General features: G+C 67.1%; 1 pseudogene. It reads right to left on the bottom strand.

The annotated features are described in order from the left end of the window. Positions 1 to 1,712: pseudogene (locus FJ980_RS30630) on the bottom strand (glycoside hydrolase family 15 protein); the annotation flags it as partial.

Raw genomic sequence — 1,712 nt, 5'->3', positions numbered from 1 at the left:
TTCTCCGGCGAGCAAGGGCGAGGGGCGGCCCTGGCCTGTGCCGTCGAATGGCGCTCCGTCCTCGTGCGCGCCATAGCGGTCGCCGGTGTAGCGATACCAGAGCGGCCCCTGCGGCAGTTGCCGGCGCAGCTGCGCGTCGATGACCTTGACCGTGTCGACGATGCGCGGATCGTCGGCTGCCCTGAGGCCAAAGCGCACCAGGGCAAATGCGTCCGGGCTGACGATTTCCTGCGCCGGCCGGTCGGCATCGCCAGGCGGGCGGTTTTTGATCGGCACATAGCCGTCCTTCGGCGAACCGGCCTCGGCGCTGTCGGGCGGTGCGATGCGGACATAGTAACCCGCGACGCCGGTCGCCTCGCAGCCTGCCGTGCCGGTGACATAGGTCCAGCGCTCGACCTGGTCGTTCCAGCCGTCGGCGGTCTCGCGCAGATAGCTTGCTGCGTCCTGCTTGCCGCAGGCCTCCAGCATATCCGCGGCGGCAAGCAGCGCCGCGATCTCAACGGCGAGCGTGAACGGGCTGTAACCGGAATCCTCCTCCCAACGGTCCTCGCCGGTGACGGGTCCATTGCGCACGACATAGGCTGCGGCGCGCTCGATCATTGGCAGGAAGGCCAAAAGCCTGGCGCGCGGCAAATGGCCCTGGCGCCGCAGCGCATCCACCAGCAGCAGCGGAAAGGCGCATTCGTCCATCTGGATGCCCGGCCAATAAGCTGTCCCATCGAGCCAGGCGTTCTGCGGCCAGTGGCCATCCGGCTGCTGGATGGAGCAGAGATAGTCGAGGGTTTGCAGGGCCGAAGCGGCATCGCCGGCGGCGAGAAAGCCGCCCGCCGTCTCGACCAGATCGCGCGGCCAGACCAGATGGTAACCGCCGAGATCGTCGTCGCCCTTGTCGAAGCCCCATGGGATAGACAGGCTGGCGACCGCCGCGCCCGGCATGAGCGATGACCGGTGCGTCGCCAGGACGGCGGTGGAGATCCTGTAGCTGTTCACTCCGGACGCGCCACGGCGGTCCAGCCGCAGCAGGCCAGCCTGCCATTCGCGCCATTGTTCGGCGTAGGACGTCGCCGCCGCCGCGAAACCCTGCCTGAGGCTGGCGAAGGCATTTCGAGCGGCCTCTTCGGACGTCGCCCCGAAGCCCAGCGCCAGTACCGTTTTGGTGCTGTTGGCGGAAAACCCGATTTCGCCGGTCAGCGCTACATTGCCGTCCTCGGCTTGCTGAAAGGCTGGATCGAGCCGACCGGTGTTGCGCAGTTGCTGCCAGCCGTCGGAGACGCCGACATAGCCGGCCGAGCCGTTCCGCCAGGGCAGCGATGAGGCCAGCGCAAGGCAAGTGCCGCGGCCCGAGGCGAACAGCACAGGCTCTCCCTCATGGTCGCCGACCCAGGCGGTGTTGCCCATGCCGGCATTGACCAGATGCGGCGCCAGCAAGGCGTGGACGCGGTAGTCGCCCGGCGCGCCCTTGAGCGGCGTGAAGGTGATCTCCTGCAGCAAGGTGGGTCGGGCAGGGTCGGCCAGGATACGCTTCTCGATCCGGTAGGCGCCGTCATCAGCGGTGTTGACCAGCCTGTAGGCTGGCACGCCTTCTTCGAACGGTTCGATGCCATGCGAGGCATCACGTTTTTCTTCCGAGAAATATCCGTTCGGGCCGGTGACAATCAGGCCGAGGTCGCGGGTGCAGGCACTGTCGACACCGGGATAGTAGATCTAGTTCA

The sequence above is a fragment of the Mesorhizobium sp. B1-1-5 genome (assembly GCF_006443065.1).
In the GTDB taxonomy this organism is placed as follows: domain Bacteria; phylum Pseudomonadota; class Alphaproteobacteria; order Rhizobiales; family Rhizobiaceae; genus Mesorhizobium.
The sequence above is the reverse complement of the archived record's forward strand: the minus strand, read 5'-3'. Positions and strand labels throughout refer to the sequence as shown.